Source organism: Metapseudomonas otitidis, from assembly GCF_900111835.1.
In the GTDB taxonomy this organism is placed as follows: Bacteria; Pseudomonadota; Gammaproteobacteria; order Pseudomonadales; family Pseudomonadaceae; genus Metapseudomonas; species Metapseudomonas otitidis.
In genome coordinates this window covers 1-15,873 of record NZ_FOJP01000038.1, presented here as the reverse complement: position 1 = coordinate 15,873, position 15,873 = coordinate 1, and the positions used below count along the sequence as shown (strand labels likewise).

Here is a 15,873-nt window from a genome sequence, read left to right as displayed (position 1 = left end):
CTTGTGCTGGTTGTAGTAGTCCGACTGCTTCTTCAGCTTGGCCAGTACCCGCGCTGGATTTTCATCCGTCCAGTCGCTCAGCAGTACGACGTAGTCACGGTCGTAACTGAAGGACTCGGGCTCCTTGGCATCTATGACCAGCGCGCCGTATACGCCGACCTGCTCCTGCAGCCCCGAGTGACTGTGATACCAGTAGGTACCGTTCTGGTTGACCTTGAACTTGTACTCATACATGCCGTCAGGGGCGATGCCATGGAAGCTCAGGCCCGGAACACCATCCATGTTCGCCGGCAGGATGATGCCGTGCCAATGGATGGAGGTGTCCTCCTTGAGGCGGTTGCGCACGCGCAATGTGACCGTATCGCCTTCGCGCCAACGAAGAATCGGCCCAGGGAGCGAGCCGTTGATGGTCATGGCAGTACGCGCTGCGCCGGTGATATTCACCGGGGTTTCACCGATGAACAGGTCGAATTCATTACCAGTCAGTACGTTGGGCTGGCCGGGACTGGTCACCGCCCAGACCGGCGTGCGCCACAGGCCAAGGCCGCCGATAATGCCGGTGGCGGCCAGGCCTTTGACGAAGGTGCGCCTTGTGGTTTTACTTTGCATGCCGTTTTGTCCAATCCGTCAAATGAGCCGGTGATGGTGTGCCCGGTCTCGGGTTCATGGCTGCTTCAATGTTGGGGATTTCACCCCTCGATTTTCCACGTCGATGCATTACTCAAGTATCACCGACGATCAGCAGTATGAAACTGCCATATCCCAACCATCGAGGTGATTACATTTATGTAAGGTAGCAGCCTTTAGCAGTTGGTGTGCTCTGCTTGCTTGGCTGGGTTGCTGGCCACAGGAGCCTCAACTTTCTGCTGTTGTGCTACCCGGTAGGCCTCCATTGACGCCTGACGTGCTTGATCCATGCGTGCGAAGGTGCGGTCAGCGCCACCTTCAGCCATTGCCAGGCTGGAGATACCCAGGGCAGTAACTACAAACAGAGCTTTGATCGATTTCATATGGGGTATTCCTCGTAAGTTCAGTGGGCCCCTGCAGCTGCGGAGGCCGAGCATCAGGCTCGATGTCACGTTAACCAAGAGGGCCTGTCAGCAACCTGAGCTGAACATTACAGTTCTGTCAGGTTGCTATTTCTTACTTGTAGCCCATCCAGCAGGCTCGGTACTGTCTTTCATGCCCTCACAAAAGCCTTGCGAATTTCTTGAGAGAGCATGCTCGGCAGTGATGCCTAAGCTACATAGGGTCATTCGCATCTGCGGATACGACCACCAACCATTAAGAGAGATTGCCACTATGTCGAACAAATCCAACGTTGCTACCGGTGCCGCTCTGGCTCTCGTGGCTGCCAGCCTGTTCTCCACCCTGCCCGCCCAAGCTGCCCAAGACACGAAAGCAGCTGAAGTGAAATGCTTCGGCGTCAATGGTTGTAAAGGCCAGAACGATTGCGCGACCGCCAAAAACGCCTGCAAAGGCCAGGGTGAATGCAAAGGCCAAGGTTTCAAGCTGATGACTCAGGCGAAGTGCGATGAGGCCGGTGGCAAGACCAGCGAATAATGCCATTCGGGGAGTGCCTGCCACTCCCCCTGCTGGAGTCTTGAATGAGTGAGCACACAACGCTGGGTTTCGGCCTTGGCCTTCGCAGTGAGTATTACCAGCAGATTCTTGAACAGCGGCCTGCGGTCGACTGGTTTGAAGTGATTTCCGAGAATTACCTAGTGGGCGGTGGCAAGGCCCTCTACTTTCTCGATGCGATTGGCGAGCAATACCCCCTGGTGATGCACGGAGTATCGCTGTCGATCGGCGGTTTACATAACCTGGACATGGGTTACTTACGACAGCTCAAGCAACTGGCGGACCGGATACAGCCCCAGTGGGTCTCCGACCACTTGTGCTGGAGTCGCGGCAACGCCCATCAACTCCACGACCTGCTACCGCTGCCGTTTACCCAAGAAAGCCTGCTGCATGTCGCCGCGCGGGTGAGTCTAGTGCAGGATGTTCTGGAACGTCCCATTGTGCTGGAGAACGTTTCCTCTTACGTGCAGTGGAAGACGTCCAGCATGAGCGAATCGCAGTTTCTCGCAGAACTGAGTTACCTAACCGGTTGCGAGTTGCTCCTTGACGTGAACAACGTCTACGTCAGCGCACGAAATCAGGGTTTCGACCCTTGGCAGTACATCATGGAATTGCCGCACGAGGGGATTCGTCAAATACACCTGGCCGGGCACAGCGATTACGGACGATACCTCATCGACACCCATGATCAGCCCATCGCTGATCCAGTTTGGGCGCTCTACAGCAAGACGCTGAGCTACATGGGCCCAACATCGACTTTGATCGAGCGGGATGATCATTTTCCACCCTTCGAGGATCTGTTATCCGAGTTGGAGCATGCCCGAGCAATTTCCAATGGCGTTGTATCGAGGGCAACACCTTGAGCCTTAGCGCCCTACAGACGGCATTTGAAACTTACCCGACAGATGAAGGCACCCTGCCCTCCGCCGAGCTTTTGGAGCAAGTTCGCGGTAGCACTGCACTGAGTGCCCTTGAAGGCTTGCAGATCTACCACAACGCCTATCGCGCTCGCCTGCTGGCGGTGCTGCGCGAGGATTTCCCGGCGCTGCAGCAATGGCTGGGAGACGAGTCGTTCGAGCAGTTGGCAATGGCCTATATCGCTGCCTGGCCTCCGCGGCATTACAGCCTCCGCTGGCTTGGCGAGCATCTGCCCGAGTTCATCGGCAACTATGTCGCGGAGCCACAGCTGTCGCCACTGCGCGAGCTCGCCACGCTGGAGTGGGCCTTTACACTGGCATTCGATGCCCCGGACACCGATGCGCTCTCGGCCGAGAGCATAAGCAGCTTCTCGGCAGAAGACTGGGTCACCCTTAGGGTGTCACTGGTGCTATCAGCAAACTGGCTGCACTTGACGTACAACACGCTAGAGCTATGGAAAGCCGCCAAAGGCGGAGAACCGCTTCCGGAACCTACACGTCTGCCTGATGAACGCAGCTGCCTGGTCTGGCGCCGCGAGTTGGTATGCCAGTATCGCAGCCTGGAGCCCGATGAAGCGACCGCACTGCAGTTGCTTGTTGCAGGAGAATCCTTCTCCACCCTCTGCGAGTCGTTGCTCCCCAGATACGCCGAACAAGCACCTATGCAGGCAGCAGTCTGGTTGCGACAGTGGGTAAATGATGGGCTGCTGGTTCGACTCAAGCCTGGATGTGAGGGCCGCTGAAGAGTAGCGGCCCTCTATAGAACCAGGCACACCGAAGTCCTACGCAGCAAGTTCAGCCCCAAAACCGAGTTTCTGAACCACATCACGCAAGGTGGCCGCGCTTTCATCGGTGTCGACCGAGACTATGCCGGTGGCTCGATCTACTTCAACCCGCGCGTTCTGATCCAGGGCCTGGATCGCCTTCGTGATCTTGCCCACACAGCTGCCGCAGCCCATCCCCGTCACCTTCAAAACGACCATATGTCACCTCATCTAAGGAACGGCACCAGTTGCCGTGCTCTCAGCATCAACCTTGCCACCTTGGCAAGGTCAAGTGGCCCACTCAGGGTTGCAATACAGCGGGTTGGCCCTGGCGCAGGTTCACCTCGACAGTGATGTGTACCAGCTCTTCATGAATGCTTAGCTGCTCCCGGAAGTAATCAGGTTCAGCCACCTCCATGACGGCAAGCGAGAGGATGCAGGCGTACTTTCCCTTCCCCACACGCCAGACGTGAAGGTCTGTGATGGTGGCCTGGATTGGACTGGCCGAGATGACTTCCCGGATTTCCGCAACCACTGGCGCGTCCATTTCGGCATCTAGTAGGACACGCCCAGTGTCACGCAGCAATCCATAAGCCCAGATCGCAACCAGCACCGCACCGACGATTCCCATTACAGGATCAAGCCAGCTTGCTCCCCAGAATTTACCCCCAACAAGAGCCAAGATGGCGAGCACTGACGTCGCAGCATCAGCCACCACGTGCAAATAGGCTGAGCGCAAATTCAGGTCATGATGGTGGTCATGACCATGGTGGTCATGGTGATGGCCGTGCTCGTGATGGTGGGCGTGGCCACCCTTGAGAAGCCAGGCACAGGCAAGATTGACCAGCAAACCAATCCCGGCAATCGCGATGGCTTGGTCGTAGTGGATCGGTGTCGGTGCAATCAGACGCTCAACCGACTGGTAGAGCATCAACCCAGCCACACCGACGAGAAAGATCGCACTGCTATAACCGCCCAGCACCTCGATCTTCCAAGTACCAAAGGCGAATCGAGTGTCGCGAGCGAAGCGGCGGGCAGCTGAATAAGCCAAAACCGAAAGGCCAAGCGCCAAAACGTGGGAGCTCATGTGCCAGCCGTCTGCCAAGAGCGCCATCGAGTTGTACATCCAACCGCCAATGATCTCGGCCACCATCATCACGGCTGTCAGCACCACCGCCCAGCGGGTATTTCTCTCAGCCAGTGGGTTTCCCTCATCAAAGACGTGAGAGTGATGCCAACGCTCAACAGGAATGGAAGTTCTCATGCCTAAGATGTTCCCCGATCAATTGCTATATACTATACCCCAGTATACTTTAATGCCATCAAGGTGACCACATGGCTCATACGACCAAATCGCAAAAGCAGCTGCTGACGCGCGTGCGGCGCATAAAAGGGCAGGCAGAGGGATTGGAAAAAGCACTGGAACAGAACAGGGAGTGCATAGCGATTCTTCAGCAAATCGCAGCAATTCGGGGAGCAGTCAACGGACTGATGTCAGAGGTGTTAGAGGGACATATCCGAGAGCACCTGGGTGCAGACGACGTCCCTCCCCAGCAAAGGAACGAGGATTTGGAGCAGGTAATTACCGTTCTACGCTCTTACCTGAAGTAGTGCCGGCTTACGTTTTATTGCTGTCCGGATTCTGCACCCCTTTGCTAATCAATCCGGGTTTGCCTCAAGCGCAATGCGTTGAATACAACGGAAGCCGAACTGACGCTCATTGCCAGGGCAGCGATCAAGGGCGACAGAAGATGCCCTGTCAGCGGGTACAGTAACCCGGCCGCTAGTGGGATCCCCATCGCGTTGTAGAGGAACGCAAAGGCGAGGTTCTGCCTCATGTTTTTCACGGTTGCCACTGACAGGGTGCGCGCTCGCAGGATGCCCATCAGGTCTCCCTTGACCAGCGTCACCTGAGCACTGTTCATCGCCACATCGGTACCGGTGCCCATGGCGACACCTACGTCAGACCTGGCCAGGGCGGGCGCATCGTTGATGCCGTCACCCGCCATGGCGACACGACGGCCATAGCCCTGCAAATCGGCGACCAGTTTCTCCTTATCCTGCGGTTTGACCTCACCATGCACTTCCTCGATTCCGAGCTGCTTCGCCACGGCCTTTGCTGTGGTGAGACCATCACCAGTGGCCATGATGACCTTCACGTCTTCGCTTTGAAGCTTGGAGACAGCCTGTTGAGAAGTAGGCTTGATCGGATCGGAAACGGCCAGGAGTCCCGCCAGGCGACCGTCAACGGCCAAATAGATGATGCTGATGCCTTCCAGACGCAGTTGCTCGGCGCGATTACGCAGCGGGGTAATATCGACGCCCGCCTCGTCCATCAGTGCGGTGTTGCCGAGCTGCAACTGATGGCCATCGACCAGACCGCGCACACCAATACCCGAGCCAGACTCGAAAGTGTCCGGCTTGACCAGTGCAATGCCTTGACCACGCGCGTGATCGACGATGGCATGAGCCAGCGGGTGCTCACTACCCTGGTCGAGACTGGCGGCCAGGCGCAGCACTTCGTTGGAGTCGTAACTGCCTGTCCCTTCCGCACTATGGAATACGGGACGCCCCTCAGTCAGGGTTCCAGTCTTGTCGACGATGAGCGTGTCGATCTTGCATAGATTTTCGATGGCGCTGGCATCGCGGAACAACACACCGCTGCTAGCGGCCTTGCCAGTCGCAACCATGACTGACATTGGGGTTGCCAGGCCCAGGGCGCAGGGGCAGGCAATGATCAGCACTGCCACCGCATTGATCAGGCCAAATACCCAGCCAGATTCCGGCCCGAACAGCCCCCAGCCGAAGAAGGTCAGAATCGCGATCAGGATTACTCCAATCACGAAATATCCTGCCACCGCATCAGCCATGCGCTGCATAGGAGCCTTGGAGCGTTGGGCTCTGGCCACCATCTGGACGATCTGCGACAGCATGGTTTCAGCTCCCACCTTCTGCGCCTCCATCACCAGGCTGCCGTGGGTGTTGAGGGTCGCGCCGATGAGGGAATCGCCTGTACGCTTAGTAACAGGCACCGGTTCGCCGGTGAGCATGGACTCATCGACCGCGCTCTCGCCCTCAACCACGATGCCATCCACTGGGACTTTCTCGCCCGGCCGGACACGCAGGTGGTCGCCCTGGTGAACGTGAGTTAGAGGAATGTCCTCCTCTTGGCCGTCGGGCCTTATGCGCCGAGCGGTTTTGGGAGCCAAGCCCAGCAGCGATTTAATGGCGGCAGAAGTCTGCGAGCGGGCTTTTAGCTCGAGCATCTGCCCCAACAGCGTGAGCGAGATAATCACTGCAGCAGCCTCGAAGTAGACGCCGATACGGCCATCCTGGACGAAGGCTGCCGGAAACCACTGCGGAACCAGAGTGGCGGCCACACTGTAGAGGTAGGCCGCGGCCGTTCCCAAACCGATCAGGGTCCACATGTTGGGGCTGCGGTGGCGAATGGAGTCGATGCCGCGGGTGAAGAACACCCAGCCGCCCCACAGCGTCACGGGTGTCGCCAGAGCCAGCTCGACCCAGTTCTGGGTAGTGCCATGGAGCAGCTGTAGGGAGTGACCCGCCATTGCTAGTACGGTCACGATGACGGTCAGCGGGAGGGTCCACCAGAACCGCCGCGAGAAGTCCTTCAGCTCCGGGTTTTCCTCCTCTTCCAGCTCCGGGATGACAGGCTCCAGCGTCATCCCGCAGATCGGGCAGTTTCCGGGAGCCGGTTGACGAATCTCTGGATGCATCGGGCAGGTGTATTCAGCACCTACAGGTGTCGATGTGGGTGCTGGATTCACGTGTTGGTGATGCCCCCCATGAGACTGGTGGCTCATATACTGGTGAGGTGCTGCTTGGAATTTCCCCAGGCACTTTGCACTGCAGAAACGATAGGTCTTCCCCTCAACGCTATCGTGGTAAGGGCCATCAGGTTTGACCTCCATGCCACACACCGGGTCACGTTGACTCTCGGGGTGAGAGTGCGAGTGATGTGCATGATCCTGGTCGTGATGGCAGGAGGACTTTTGCATGCGATTTATTTCCTCTCTTCGTCCTTGGAAACTTCGGCACCACTGGAGTGGGAGTGGGCGCCATGATTGTGGCCAAAAAGGTGCATCAGCGGACATAGCAGCAGGATGAGGTACGGCAAAGCCTGCGACAGATGGCCGTAATGCTCGCGTGCCACATAGAAGATGCCGATTACGGCCAGCATGATCAGTGCAATGCCTATCTTGCTCTTCCAAAAAGGTGGTTCAGTGGTATTGGTGTGATGGGTATGGTCCATGGCAATAGCCTCAATGCAATGGCTGCTGATCAGCATAGATGTCTCTGGCTAAGCGGAGTTGACGAGTATCATAAGACGTCAGCGTACGATCACCTTACCGACCATTCCCGACTGATAATGTCCTGGAACATTGCAGGCAAACTCCAGATCAGTGGACTCGGAGAACGTCCAGATCAACTCTTCGCGTGCTCCAGGTCCGACTAGTACGCTGTTTGGGTCATTGTGTTCCATGCCATCCATCTTCATGCCGCCCATATCCATACTGCTCATTTTAGGAGCACCTGTCGGGGAGAGCGTGCCGTTCTGAAACATCGCTGCCATCTCTTTCTGATGCGCAGCATGAGATGCCGCTTTGCCAAGGTTGAACTCGTGCAGCAGTGCCCCCTCGTTTGTCAGCACGAAGCGCACCGTCTCGCCTGCTTTGATCTCAATTGCCTTGGGGTCGAAGAAGATATCCCCCATTCGGACTTCGATGGTGCGATCTACTGCCTGACTGTCTCCCGGTTGCCCGATGCTGTCTTTGGTGTGGCCCGGGCTGGCCAGCGCATTAGCAGCACTGAGCAGCAAGCCAAGGGCGATGATTTTGGAAGTGGGTCTGAGTTTCATGGTGTGCCTCTGATGTTGAGGAGGGATGAGTCCCGATGCTAAGGAGGTACAGCTGGCGGTACGCTGACGCGAAAACTACATTGCAGTAAGGTTCGTCAGATCGGTGCTACCCAGCCCGCGGCCAACGGGTAGCACCAGTGCCGAACTAACGCAGAGCAAACTCACCGACCATCCCTGCCTGGTAATGCCCAGGCAACGTACAGGCGAAGCTAAAACTGCCCGCCTGCGGAAAGGTCCACACGAACTCTTTGGTTGTGCCGGGCTCGACGAGAACCGCGTTCGGATCGTCATGCTTAGCCTTGATGACTTCCGGATAACCTGGAGGGTTGGCGTCTCCCATGCCATAACGCTCATGCCAGACAATGCGTTCGGCCATACCGGTCGGGGTCAAAGTGCCGTCCTTGAACAAGGACGCCATCTTGCGCTGGTGCTCCAGCTGGGAAGTTGCTTGCCCGATGTTGAACTCGTGCATCAACGCGCCCTCGTTCTTCAGAACGAAGCGCACGGTTTCACCCGGTTTTACATCGATCGTTTTCTGGCTGTAGTTAATGTCGGCCATCTTTACCAAGATAGTGCGAGTCGCTGGCTTCGCCTTGGCCTGCTGGCCAAAGTTGCTTCCGTTGGGCTCGGCAATTGCCGAGATAGCAGTGCTGATGAACAGAGTGCTCATCAGCAGCTTAAGGGGTATGTGTTTCATGGTGAGACCTCGCGATGGATGCTGGAAATCTCATGCTATCCCCCACTTGCTGCCAGGCCACTGACCCCAAAGCTACAATTGCGTCAGCTGGGAAAAAGCACGGCGCCATAAAGGCGCCGCTAGGCCAAAGGAGCAATCACGAAAGGCCTGGAAGATGGGGGAAATCTTTACTGATGGCATTCCTTGTCGGCCATCATCAGCTTGTGCTCTCGAATCATTTGACCCAGCACGTCGTCTACCAGCTTGTCATGCTTCTCCATCCAGGCCAGATGCTCTTCGGCAGACATGTCTGGCGCGGGATGTTCGTTGTGCAGCTGGCTCATGATGTCTTCGAGCATGTTCATATGCTCCTTCATGTGCACATGCCGCTCGCCGACCGGGGCCTTCTCCGCCTGGATCAGCACGGATTCTGCTTTGTCGCGCATCTGCTGGATGCGCTCGAATACACGGTCGCTGCCCCCTTCGGCCCAAACCATAGAAGACAGCAGTAGCGAACCAACCAGAAGCAAAGGTTTCAGCGATTTCATGGGGCAGTCTCCATCAGTGCAAACTATGGCCGGCACCTCTGCTTTTGGTTGTCGAGGGCCGAGAGCGCAACCTAGCGCTCAGGCAATCACTGTAGACGAAAAATTCTGTCGATGACCTGAGCTCAAGATTACTTTTCTGTAAGCTTCTGGCTGGAGCTGCCATTTGTCTGCAAACTCAGGCATACAAACTTTTGGAGTCTGCTCGCATGAAACTACTGGTAGCTGAAGATGAACCTAGAACCGGCGCATACCTACAGCAAGGCCTAAGCGAAGCGGGCTTCAATGTCGACCGGGTTATGACCGGCACAGATGCTCTACAACACGCGCTGAGTGAGTCCTATGACCTCCTGATTCTGGATGTGATGATGCCTGGGCTGGACGGGTGGGAAGTGCTGCGCATGGTGCGCGCAGCAGGAAAAGACGTTCCCGTATTGTTCTTAACGGCACGCGATGGGGTGGAGGACCGCGTTAAAGGATTGGAGTTGGGCGCGGACGACTACCTGATCAAGCCATTTGCTTTTTCAGAACTTCTGGCCAGAGTCAGAACGCTGCTGCGCAGAGGCAATGGCTCACCCACGCAAACAACGATGAAAATTGCCGATCTGGAGGTCGATCTGATGAAGCGCCGCGCCATCCGCGGCGGTAAAAGAATTGACCTGACCGCGAAGGAGTTTTCACTGCTGGAACTGCTACTGCGCCGGCGCGGCGAGGTGCTCCCGAAATCTCTGATTGCTTCTCAGGTTTGGGACATGAACTTCGACAGCGACACGAACGTCATTGAGGTCGCCGTACGTCGGCTGCGCGCCAAGATCGATGACGATTTCGATCTCAAACTAATCCATACCGCCCGTGGCATGGGATACATGATGGATGCGCCGGAGTGAGTATGAAACACCTCTCGCTGACCGCCCGCATGAGTTTCATGTTCATGTCTGCGGTAATCGTAGTTCTGACAGTGGCGGGGCTGAGTTTCAACATGCTCAGTCAGCACCACTTCAAGATGCTGGATCGGCAGGCCCTGGCGGAGAAACTCGAATCCGCCAAACATATCCTCAACAACGCCCGCGGCGAAGCGAGCCTTTCTGAGGAGTTACCGCAGTTGCGAGCCTTGTTGGGAGCCCATCAGGATCTGGCGGCGACCATCCTGGCCAGTGACGGCTCTGTACTGTTTTCCGACCCCAGAGCAGTCGAAGTACCTGAGCGTTTCAGGCGTGCCAATGAGCAGAGCATGTGGGAGTGGCAAGACGGCCAACACATGTACCGTGGCATGACGGCGCAAATCTCAGTAGCCGATCAGCCTGAGCCGCTCACAGCCTTGCTCATTCTTGATGTCACCAATCACACACACTTTTTCGACACGCTGCAGCGATGGTTCTGGATTGGATTGGTCATCAGTGCCCTGGTCAGTGCCGCGCTCGGCTGGGTGGTTGCTCGCAGCGGCCTCAGACCGCTGCGACAAGTCACACACGTAGCCTCCGGGATGTCCGCTCGCTCGTTACAAGAGCGAATCCCTCTCGAACCAGTACCGCGAGAGCTTCAGCAACTGGTTCTATCCTTCAATGCGATGCTGGCTCGGCTAGATGATGCCTTCGTTAGGCTCTCCAATTTTTCGGCCGACATTGCCCACGAGCTTCGAACTCCAGTCAGCAATCTGATGACCCACACGGAGGTCGTGCTGAGCAAAAAGCGCGATATCAATGCCTATGAGGAGAATCTGTACTCCAACCTCGAGGACTTGAAGCGTATGTCTCGGATGATTGATGACATGCTGTTCTTGGCCAAGGCTGATAATGGCCTGATCATCCCAGAGCAGGCCAGGATCGAGCTGGCTGACGTCGTCTTCAAGCTGTTTGACTACTACCACCTTCTGGCCGAAGAGCGTGGCATTGAACTATCGCTCTCAGGCAAGGGCCAAGTGCTAGGAGATCGGCTGATGCTTGATCGAGCGCTATCCAACTTGCTGTCTAATGCACTGCGCTATACGCCGGCGGGAACAACAATTTCGGTTTTGATCCGAGAGACAGCTGACTTAACTACCTTCAGCATCGAGAACCCTGGGGGCACAATCAGCCCAGAGCATTTAGAGAAGCTCTTCGACCGCTTTTACCGGGTTGACCCCGCTCGGCGGGAGGGAAGCCCGAGCAACGCCGGGCTCGGACTTGCCATCACCCGATCCATCATTGAAGCTCACAGAGGCCGCATCTGGTGCACCTCAGTGGCGGACCTTACGGGCTTTCACATCGAACTTCCCCACCCCCACTGATGCCAGTCTGGTGGTAGTTCGGTTACTGCTAATCGCTCGCTCAACTTCACTGAGTGGGTGCAGGGACCATCCGACTGAGCGCTGATTGCATTCGGCATCCAGATAGGCAACGAGCGGCGCGCTGACACCAGGGCCAGCCATTCGCTCTCCGTTGTAGCTTATGAATTTTGGAAACGGCATCCCTCACGCTTGGTAAGCCGATGCTCGAAAGACGTCCCCCCGCTCCACTATCGCCAACAGCCATCAACCATCGACGCGCATGCCGAATCGACACGGTGGTCTTGCCAACCTGAAGCGCCCTAGGCCGCTTTTATCATTTTTGCCCCACCGAGCGTTTTTCTAGCCTGTAATTCAGCATCACTTCGTATGTGATCGACGTGATCACCGGCTTTCTGTCGTGCACAAGGCCCTGGATACCAGATCATCGGCCTGATTGTCTCTCAGTAAGGAATTCTCTCAATGTTCAACACCAAGCTTCCGACCCTCAACGCACTCCCATCGACAGTGCAGCTGCTTCGCGCCACGATCACCGCAGCAATCATTGCCTGCGTGTTCTTGGTTACCGTGGTATGGCTTCGGAGTATGCGATCGTGGGCCGAGCACTTGGATTGGGCTCCGATCATTGGCGACCCGTTGACCATGATCGCCGGCGTCATGCGCGAACCCTTCTGGAGCTTCTTTTTGATCGTGCTACTGGCCAAGGCTGCTCGATACCTGGTTCTCACCGTTGTTGCCCTTGGGATCGCGGGGTAATGCGCTCGACCAGTTTGGATCTCGTCAAATGGCTCGCCATGCTAACGATGGTCATAGACCACCTGCGCTATCTCTGGCCTGAAGAGACAGCCTGGCTGTTCGTGGTTGGACGCTTCGCCTTCCCATTGTTCTGCTTGGGTATTGCCGCCAACGTGTCACGTTCACGCCCAGGAGAACTATACAGCGACAACAACTTTCGCTATCTGAGCTGGCTGCTAGCTTTCAGCCTCATATCCGAGCTGCCGTATAGGGCGCTGTCCGAGATGAGCAATACGCTGAATGTCATGCCGACACTGATGTTGGGGTTTATCGTTGCCTGGAGCGTCCATCACAGCGATCGTGCAGGCTTGGCGCTAGGACTAGTCACGCTGATCGTTTCGATAGCGCTTCATGATCGGCTGATGTACGGCGCCTTTGGTGTCTTGCTGCCGGCGACCATGGTATTGGCAGCGCAACGCCCTTGGATTACCTGGCTCATACCTGCAGTGGTCAGCGTATTGGCCAATAGTCGTGACGGCTGGATTGGAGCCGGCACTTGGTGGGCCATGGCTGCTACCTTTGCGGCTCCGCTGGTTGGCCTGTGGCTATTGCGCCAGAAAATCACCCAGCACATATGGCCAGTGGGGCGCTGGGGTTACTACTTCTACCCCGGCCATCTAGCGGTGCTGGCGTTGCTTCGTGCGGCTCTGTGATCGCCATCGCCACCGTTATTGCCCTTTTTTCCGACGCTGCTATTGCTCACAGCGGCGGTACCGATTCGAAGGGCTGCCATGCCAAACACTCCACAGGCGAGTACCACTGCCATTGATTTAGGTGCCTCTCGCGAGGCGGCCAGAACCAGATGGCTAGACCAAATCGCACACCGCCTGCTTGGCTTCACGCCATCCTGCAAAGCCGTCGACGAAATACGGCGCATCCAGCTCGCGGCACATCCTGGCTGATTTCATGCCCGCGAGCGCAGTAAGGATTCACGGGGCGATCCCGTGGCACCTGATCCTTCCAAAAAAAGCTGATCGGGCTCGTACCATTTCACCTCGGCGTCTGTGCTCGGCTAGCGTTGCGCACGTTAGCTCGGCGCACATCGAGTAACTCAAAGCAGCGATCTGAAGCCTGCCACTCAGCGAGCTCGCGAATCGATGTGCGCTCAATAACCACTCCCTAACGCAGCAGGTGGATTGGTGTCGGGATCGTGCGAATGGCTGTCGGAGGATGCGGATAGGTTTCGACGGGGTGCGAATGGCTGTCAGTTTTGAACAACCGTGTTGTGTCGGTTTTGCGTGCGAATCAGTGTCGGAACCATTGCGAACACTCACTCTGGGGTGAGTGGACAGCAACTACCTACGGGCGGCTGAAAAATGAGCTGGAAATAGCCCGTCAAGAGAAAATGAAAGCCAAAATAGATAAGCAGGCATCCCGCAGTTACCTCTTTTTTGTAGGTTCCCAGGATCCCAAGAACCCTGCAATTTTCCATGTGCTGGACCATCGACTCATTTGCACCGCACATGACGAGCTGGTGTTCCCAGTGCGCAGCTAGGTGCGGATCGGGGCCGCGGAAGGCTGTCTTATGGCAGTCCCTCGGGCCAGTTTGAGATGTGTTGTAGCGCACTCAGCTGCCCGGGGAACACTCCTGTGCTCTCGACATAGCGCAACGCGGATTGACCATCGCTCCAGCCTACGTACTGCATCAGCGCTTTGAGATCCCAGCCGCTGCGGGTGGCCCAGGTGGCAAAGCCGCGGCGCAGCGAGTGACTACTGTACAGCTCCGAAGGCAGCCCTGCCGCCTGCAGGACGGCGCGCATGAGTGGGACAACGCTATTGGGGTGCAAGCCCTGCTCACCTAAGTGCCCCCAACGATCAATTCCACGGAATACCGGCCCACGCGCGATGCCCGCCACGCTGATCCAGTCGACATAGGCTTGTACTGGGCACAGCCTGGCCAACGCCGGCGCGCTGAAGGTCTGGCCTTGGTTGTCGCGGTCACCCTTGCTCCAGGGCAGAAACAGCTGCATCCCCTCCCCGGCCCGCACCTGGATGTGCTCGACGTGCAGGCGGCATAGCTCATCACTGCGGAACGCCCGCCAGAAGCCAATCAGGATCAGAGCACGGTCGCGGCAACAGCGCAGCAACCGTGGCCAGTCATCCTCCGCACGTGCCTGCTGCCCGGCCTGCTCTAGCCACAACACGCACTGCTCAAGCTGACGCAGCTGCAATGGCTCGGCCTGTTTCTCCTGGCGAGGGTGCAGCGTACGGATGCCCTTGAGTATCTGGCGAACCAGCGGGGTCTTAGTCGGATCGGGGAAACCCTGGCTGACGTGCCACTGTGCCAACGCCGCCAGGCGCAGTTTTAACGTATTGCTGGAGAGCGTGGCGGCGTAGTCGACCAGGTAACGCACGATGGCATCGCTAGTCGCCGGTAGAAAGCCACCCCACGTGACCTCGAAGTGTTCGAGCGCTTGCTGATAGCTGCGCCGGGTATTGGCGCGAGTCCCGGCCTGCAGGTACCGCTCGATGTCCTGACTCATCGATGAGCGTCCCATTGGTGTACCGGTGAGCGACTGCAGAATGACAAAAACATCGCCTCACCATTGATAATTCATGATTACCCAATTCTAGATTATTGGTAGAAAATAAGGGAAATTCTTGATAAAGTGCTATGTATCTACATGGTATGTACCACAGAACGAAATCGTTAGGAGGCTCCGTCATGGCCCGTGGTGGAATCAACAAAGCTGTCGTGCAGAAAGCCAGGCATGCCCTCCTCGCCCGCGGCGCCCACCCCAGTATTGATGCGGTGCGCATCGAGCTGGGCAACACCGGTTCAAAGACCACCATTCACCGCTACCTGAAAGAGCTCGAAGACGCCGAGCGCGGCCGGGATGCGGCTTCGATCCCGCTCAGCGAACAGCTGGCCAATCTGGTCAGCCAACTGGCAGATCAGCTAGAGGAGGAGGCGCAGGCCGCGGTGGCCCTGGAGCGCGAACAACTGACCCGCGAACGGCTCGATTACCAGCATCGGTTTCGACAGGCCGAAAGCCGCATCCAACAACTGGAAGGCCAGACCGCGCTCGACGCGGAACGGCTTCAGACCACTCATCACGAGTTGCAGCAGGCACGCGAGCAACGGCAACAGGCCGAGATCGAGAACGCCCGCCTACAGCAGGCTAATCGTGACCTCGAGGAGCGGCACAAGGATCGCGACGCACAGATCCACTCGCTGGAGGAAAAACACCGGCATGCGCGCGACACCCTGGAGCACTACCGACAGGCCAGCAAGGAACAGCGTGAGCAGGAACAACGCCGACACGAGTCGCAGGTACAACAACTGCAACTAGAACTGCGGCAACTGCAGCAGACCTTGATAATCAAGCAGGACGAGCTGACGCAACTGAACCGCGACAATGCACGCTTGCTCACCGAGGCGCGGCAGTTGCAAAAAGAGCGACATGCACAGCAACAGCTAGTGGCGCAGAAAACTCAGGCCCTGGAGGCTCT

The 15,873-nt window shown here is 57.1% G+C and carries 19 protein-coding genes and 1 pseudogene; 10 read left to right on the top strand and 10 right to left on the bottom strand.

Annotated features, from left to right (window positions below; translation table 11 throughout):
• A partial coding sequence (locus BM198_RS28950) for a multicopper oxidase domain-containing protein (RefSeq protein WP_139233740.1) occupies positions 1-609 on the bottom strand: 609 nt, incomplete at its 3' end.
• 194 nt (positions 610-803) lie between these two features.
• On the bottom strand, positions 804-1,010 hold the full coding sequence (locus tag BM198_RS28945) for a co-regulatory protein PtrA N-terminal domain-containing protein (RefSeq protein ID WP_074974273.1): 207 nt from the start codon (positions 1,008-1,010) through the stop codon (positions 804-806).
• Between the two features lie 292 nt (positions 1,011-1,302).
• On the opposite strand from BM198_RS28945, the gene bufA2 reads away from it, so the two are divergent.
• From bufA2 to BM198_RS28930, 3 genes are read left to right on the top strand one after another with little or no spacing between them, the layout of a single operon-like run.
• Positions 1,303-1,563: a BufA2 family periplasmic bufferin-type metallophore gene (gene bufA2, locus BM198_RS28940; RefSeq protein ID WP_074974271.1), complete on the top strand. Its 261-nt coding sequence runs from the start codon at positions 1,303-1,305 to the stop codon at positions 1,561-1,563.
• Positions 1,564-1,607: 44 nt separating this feature from the next.
• Positions 1,608-2,444, top strand: coding sequence for an MNIO family bufferin maturase (gene bufB / locus BM198_RS28935; protein WP_074974269.1), 837 nt, complete (start codon positions 1,608-1,610; stop codon positions 2,442-2,444).
• Positions 2,441-3,241, top strand: a complete 801-nt coding sequence (locus BM198_RS28930) for an HvfC/BufC N-terminal domain-containing protein (RefSeq protein ID WP_074974267.1) — start codon at positions 2,441-2,443, stop codon at positions 3,239-3,241. The genes bufB and BM198_RS28930 overlap by 4 nt, the downstream gene beginning before the upstream one ends.
• A 39-nt stretch (positions 3,242-3,280) precedes the next feature.
• On the opposite strand, the gene BM198_RS28925 is transcribed toward BM198_RS28930, so the two are convergent.
• Both BM198_RS28925 and dmeF read right to left on the bottom strand, forming a co-directional pair.
• The gene (locus BM198_RS28925) at positions 3,281-3,481 is read right to left on the bottom strand and encodes a heavy-metal-associated domain-containing protein (protein ID WP_074974265.1); all 201 of its coding nucleotides are present in this window, start codon (positions 3,479-3,481) and stop codon (positions 3,281-3,283) included.
• Positions 3,482-3,563: 82 nt separating this feature from the next.
• Complete coding sequence (dmeF, locus tag BM198_RS28920) at positions 3,564-4,526, bottom strand: CDF family Co(II)/Ni(II) efflux transporter DmeF (RefSeq protein ID WP_074974263.1); 963 nt, start codon at positions 4,524-4,526, stop codon at positions 3,564-3,566.
• A gap of 71 nt (positions 4,527-4,597) precedes the next feature.
• Here dmeF and BM198_RS28915 point away from each other — a divergent pair, with 71 nt between their 5' ends.
• Entirely contained in the window at positions 4,598-4,873 is a 276-nt protein-coding gene (locus BM198_RS28915; RefSeq protein ID WP_074974261.1) for a metal/formaldehyde-sensitive transcriptional repressor, read from the top strand.
• A gap of 44 nt (positions 4,874-4,917) precedes the next feature.
• Here BM198_RS28915 and BM198_RS28910 read toward each other — a convergent pair whose 3' ends face one another.
• The 5 genes from BM198_RS28910 to BM198_RS28890 form a co-directional block, all read right to left on the bottom strand.
• The gene (locus BM198_RS28910; protein WP_074974259.1) at positions 4,918-7,281 is read right to left on the bottom strand and encodes a heavy metal translocating P-type ATPase; all 2,364 of its coding nucleotides are present in this window, start codon (positions 7,279-7,281) and stop codon (positions 4,918-4,920) included.
• A 5-nt stretch (positions 7,282-7,286) separates the two neighbouring features.
• Positions 7,287-7,535: a DUF2933 domain-containing protein gene (locus tag BM198_RS28905; protein WP_074974275.1), complete on the bottom strand. Its 249-nt coding sequence runs from the start codon at positions 7,533-7,535 to the stop codon at positions 7,287-7,289.
• 78 nt (positions 7,536-7,613) lie between these two features.
• A complete protein-coding gene (locus BM198_RS28900) occupies positions 7,614-8,141 on the bottom strand; it encodes a cupredoxin domain-containing protein (RefSeq protein ID WP_074974257.1) in 528 nt (175 codons plus the stop codon).
• Between the two features lie 145 nt (positions 8,142-8,286).
• Positions 8,287-8,838, bottom strand: a complete 552-nt coding sequence (locus tag BM198_RS28895; RefSeq protein ID WP_074974255.1) for a cupredoxin domain-containing protein — start codon at positions 8,836-8,838, stop codon at positions 8,287-8,289.
• A 167-nt stretch (positions 8,839-9,005) separates the two neighbouring features.
• Positions 9,006-9,365: a co-regulatory protein PtrA N-terminal domain-containing protein gene (locus BM198_RS28890; protein ID WP_074974253.1), complete on the bottom strand. Its 360-nt coding sequence runs from the start codon at positions 9,363-9,365 to the stop codon at positions 9,006-9,008.
• A gap of 206 nt (positions 9,366-9,571) precedes the next feature.
• Between BM198_RS28890 and BM198_RS28885 the strand changes: the two genes are divergently transcribed.
• The 5 genes and pseudogenes from BM198_RS28885 (at position 9,572) to BM198_RS30830 (ending at position 13,189) form a co-directional block, all read left to right on the top strand.
• Positions 9,572-10,249, top strand: coding sequence for a heavy metal response regulator transcription factor (locus tag BM198_RS28885; protein WP_074974251.1), 678 nt, complete (start codon positions 9,572-9,574; stop codon positions 10,247-10,249).
• A 2-nt stretch (positions 10,250-10,251) separates the two neighbouring features.
• Entirely contained in the window at positions 10,252-11,628 is a 1,377-nt protein-coding gene (locus BM198_RS28880) for a heavy metal sensor histidine kinase (protein WP_208610390.1), read from the top strand.
• Between the two features lie 591 nt (positions 11,629-12,219).
• A pseudogene (locus BM198_RS30025) lies at positions 12,220-12,381 on the top strand (DedA family protein); the annotation flags it as partial.
• Positions 12,381-13,073: a TraX family protein gene (locus BM198_RS28870; RefSeq protein ID WP_074974245.1), complete on the top strand. Its 693-nt coding sequence runs from the start codon at positions 12,381-12,383 to the stop codon at positions 13,071-13,073. The pseudogene BM198_RS30025 and the gene BM198_RS28870, both read left to right, overlap by 1 nt.
• The gene (locus tag BM198_RS30830; RefSeq protein ID WP_139233739.1) at positions 12,995-13,189 is read left to right on the top strand and encodes a YHYH domain-containing protein; all 195 of its coding nucleotides are present in this window, start codon (positions 12,995-12,997) and stop codon (positions 13,187-13,189) included. Before BM198_RS28870 ends, BM198_RS30830 begins: the two co-directional genes overlap by 79 nt.
• A 754-nt stretch (positions 13,190-13,943) precedes the next feature.
• Here the strand turns inward: BM198_RS30830 and BM198_RS28860 are convergent.
• The gene (locus BM198_RS28860; RefSeq protein ID WP_074974243.1) at positions 13,944-14,903 is read right to left on the bottom strand and encodes a site-specific integrase; all 960 of its coding nucleotides are present in this window, start codon (positions 14,901-14,903) and stop codon (positions 13,944-13,946) included.
• A gap of 182 nt (positions 14,904-15,085) precedes the next feature.
• Between BM198_RS28860 and BM198_RS28855 the strand changes: the two genes are divergently transcribed.
• The coding region (locus tag BM198_RS28855; RefSeq protein ID WP_074974241.1) for a DNA-binding protein at positions 15,086-15,873 on the top strand (788 nt) is incomplete at its 3' end.